We start from the raw sequence: 3,097 nt of genomic DNA on the forward strand, positions 1-3,097 counted from the left end.
TATAAATAACTGTGTTGATGTTCTCGTTTCTTCATTTCACGGTGCTCGACACCATGGTCATGCTCCAGCAGGCACAGTGGGAGCTCGTGTAGGCGAAGGTCTCCGTGCGCGTACCAGTGGATGAATTTGTCTTTCTCGTCCTCGTCTCGACGGTCAAACAGGACGAAACGGGCGACGGCTTCCTCAGCCCTGAAGACGAAAGCGACCGCCTGCAGGGCCAACAGCGCGAAGGACTCGTCCACATGGGTCTCGTCGAATCGTACGTCGGCGAGTTCAGCCTGTTCTCGCGCATCAAATCCCGCGAAGGGACGTTCAAGACGAAGGTACTCCTGCGCCAACCGCACCTGTTCTTCAAACGGTACCCGATGTTCACGCTCACGTTGACGGTGCCTGCGGCCGCAGTGCTCCTCGCTATCGGTGTCGTCGGTGGGACCGCTCCGACGACGTGGGACGGAATGATTGCGAAACCGGTCTGGGGGACATTCATCTGGTTTTACGTCCCGGTCTACCTGATAGCCGCCCCGCTAACCGCCTTCCACGAGTGGAGCGTTCACTCTCGGTCGGCGATTACGGGAAAACTCTCCGACAACCTCCGAAAGCTGTCCAGCGCGAACGACACCGGACAGACGCTCCTCGAATCCATCAAGACCGTCTCAGATACCTCGTCAGGCAAACTCGCGGACGAGTTCGAAGTCATGTACGCGAAGGTTCACTACGGGATGAGCCTCAGGGAGGCGCTCGTCGAGTTCAACAACAAGTATCACATCCCGCGTCTCGCCCGGACAGTCAAACTCATCACCAAGGCACAGGAGGCGTCCAGCCAGATTACGGAGGTACTGACGACGGCGGCACAGGCTTCCGAAAATCAAGACGATATCGAGCGCGAGCGCATCTCGCGGACCCGGATGCAGGTCGCCATCATCCTCATGACCTACATCACGCTTCTCGCGGTCATGGCCATCCTCAAAACGCAGTTCCTCGACGTGATGGCCGGACTCTCGACGCAGGCGTCCAGTTCGGGCGGCGGGGCAACTGGCGGCCCGGACTTCGGCGGGGCCATCGACCCGGACCTGCTCTCGCTTCTGTTCTTCCACGGCGTCACCATTCAGGCGATGCTCTCGGGGTTCATCAGCGGCTACATCCGCAGCGCCGACCTCCTCGCGGGGGTCAAATTCGTCGTCATCCTGCAGACGCTCGCACTCGGCGTGTGGACGGTGGTTGGCTGATGAATCGACGCCGACGAGCGAACGCGAACGCTGGAAGCGGTGACCGCTGGGCAACCCGCGCGCAGACGACTGTCGACTTCGCCATCGGCGTCGGCATCTTCCTTCTCGCCGTCGCGTGGGTCGTCGGGACCATCCCACAGATTCTCGACCCGTTCGAGGCGGAACAGGACCGACCGCTCGTCGCCAACCGCGCGGCCGACTCGCTCACCCGAAATCTCCTCGTCGAGTCCGAACAGCCGAACGTCCTCAACGAGACGTGCACGGACGCCTTCTTCGATGGCAATCCGCCACCCACAGGCTGTCACTACGACAACGCCGACCCGAACATCGCCACCGGCATCGACGACTCCTACGGGATGAACGTCACGCTCTCACGGCACGGAACGGCCGTCGATACAACGGGTGAACCGGTTCCAACCTCTCGAAGCGTCGTCTCGGCCCGCCGTGCGGTCCTCCTCGACGGCGCACTGCACGAGTTGACGGTGAGGGTGTGGTGACCGTGTCCCGCGCACAGGCACACGCGCTCGAAGCATTTGTCGCGGCGACGGTCCTGCTCGCGAGCGTTACCTTCGCGCTGCAGGTAACTGCCGTGACGCCGCTGACTGCGAGTACGTCGAGCCAGCACATCGAGAACCAACAGGCAGCGGTCGCAGACGGTATTCTGACCGCGGCCGCCGAAAACGGGACGCTGAAACGGACCGTCCTTTTCACCCATCCGGAAAACGGGAGCTTCTACGACTCCGGCGCGGAAGGATACTACGTCGATGGCGGCCCACCGACGGCCTTTGGGGCGATGCTCGACCAGTCGTTCTTAGAGCGCGGCATCGCCTTCAACGTCTACGTTCACTACCTTCGGGACCGCGAGGTCCGCCGGACGACGCGACTGGTCTACATGGGTGACCCGAGTGACCACGCCGTCTCGCGGACTCGCTTGGTGAGTCTGGACGACAACGATACGCTCTACAAACCGGGCACTGGTCCCGGCGGTGCCGACCGTGCTGTCCGGTCCAGAGACACGCTCCGGTCCGTAGACGATGCTGCCGACGAGACGTACTTCGTCCAAGACGGGAGTTCCGGCCCGCTCTACGCCCTCGTCAACGTGGAGGTGGTCGTATGGCGGATGTAACCGGAGACGGAGACGACCGCGGGCAACTCATGCTCGTCTCAGCCCTCGCAATCGCAGTCCTCCTCGTCGGCCTCGCACTGACGCTCAACACGGCGATATACACGGAGAACCTCGCGACGCGAACGACTGACACGAATCTCGACGGAGCCGTAAATCACGGCGGCGCTGTCGAGATGGGCGCGGGAGAACTCCTCGACGAAGTGAACCGCGATGGCGGGTCCTACTCGTCGCTCACCGATGCGTTCGACTTGGCCCTTGGAAACTGGAGCGATACCGCCGCCACACTCACCGCCGTCAGAGGGGCGGTGACAAACGCTTCGCGCACCGACCGCGTCGATGGAACTCGAATCTCGCAGTCGGATTCGACGCGGGACTTCACGGACCGAAGCGGCTCGGGAGACTGGACACTCGCAACCGACGTCGGCGTCCGCGGCGTTCGGTTCAACGTCTCGCGCGACTCGCTGGCGACGAGCAGCGGGTCGGCGTTCGAACTCGTCTTGGACGACGGAAGTGCGCAGGTCGAAACGGAAGTGTACCGAGATTCGACACACGTCTTCGTGACGGTCGAGCACGCTAGCGGGTCGCGTTCGACGCGTAGTGTCGCCCCCGACTCGGGCGGTTACGTCAGACTCGCCGTTCCCGCATGGGAACTCACAGGGACGCCGGGCGACCCCCCCGCTACCGTTCAGACCGACCTCAGCGCCATGCCGACACTTACCTCCCTCAGATCGTCACAGGCCGACTG

General features: G+C 62.7%; 3 protein-coding genes and 1 pseudogene. All 4 read left to right on the forward strand.

What is annotated here, in order from left to right:
* Window positions 1–50: 50 nt before the first annotated feature.
* Window positions 51–1,226 (forward strand): annotated as a pseudogene (locus tag QT222_RS03575) (type II secretion system F family protein); the annotation flags it as partial.
* The gene (locus tag QT222_RS03580) at window positions 1,226–1,723 is read left to right on the forward strand and encodes a DUF7287 family protein (RefSeq protein ID WP_491476329.1); all 498 of its coding nucleotides are present in this window, start codon (window positions 1,226–1,228) and stop codon (window positions 1,721–1,723) included. The pseudogene QT222_RS03575 and the gene QT222_RS03580, both read left to right, overlap by 1 nt.
* Window positions 1,717–2,352 carry a DUF7288 family protein gene (locus tag QT222_RS03585; protein ID WP_491476330.1) on the forward strand — a complete coding sequence of 212 codons (636 nt, stop codon included), beginning with the start codon at window positions 1,717–1,719 and terminating at the stop codon, window positions 2,350–2,352. Before QT222_RS03580 ends, QT222_RS03585 begins: the two co-directional genes overlap by 7 nt.
* Window positions 2,340–3,097: DUF7261 family protein (locus tag QT222_RS03590; protein ID WP_491476331.1), on the forward strand; the 758-nt coding region annotated here is incomplete at its 3' end. The genes QT222_RS03585 and QT222_RS03590, both read left to right, overlap by 13 nt.

The sequence above is a fragment of the Haloferax sp. s1 genome, assembly GCF_058382125.1.

Bases quoted from the DNA above. Each gene is read 5' to 3' on its own strand.
- QT222_RS03580 (WP_491476329.1), top strand. From the start codon at position 1,226: ATGAATCGACGCCGACGAGCGAACGCGAACGCTGGAAGCGGTGACCGC.